Source organism: Vibrio genomosp. F10 str. 9ZD137 (assembly GCF_049974785.1).
Classification (GTDB): Bacteria; Pseudomonadota; Gammaproteobacteria; order Enterobacterales; family Vibrionaceae; genus Vibrio.
The window spans coordinates 1-298 of the sequence record NZ_JBNGCJ010000086.1; the positions used below are offsets into that span (position 1 = coordinate 1).

Here is a 298-nt window from a genome sequence, read left to right on the forward strand (position 1 = left end):
GGTTCCTCCTCCCATAGCAATACCGATACTGGCGGCTTTCATGGCTGGAGCATCATTGATACCGTCCCCGACCATGGCAACATGATGGGTCTGTGAAAGCTTTTCAACATAACCCACTTTATCTTTCGGAAGTAAGCTCGCTTTATAATCGATACCAATCATCGCACTGATGGCGAGGGCGCTACGAGGGTTATCACCAGTGAGCATAATTGAATTAATACCTAACGAGTTAAGGGCATTGACCGCCTGCCTCGCGTCCTCTCGTAATGTATCTTGCCAGGCGATAATGCCAATACAG

At 48.3% G+C, this 298-nt stretch carries 1 protein-coding gene; it reads right to left on the bottom strand.

Features of this window, described 5'->3' with window-relative positions:
- Positions 1 to 298, bottom strand: a 298-nt coding sequence (locus ACP45E_RS01045) for an HAD-IC family P-type ATPase (RefSeq protein WP_141707167.1), incomplete at both ends; no start/stop codon positions are given.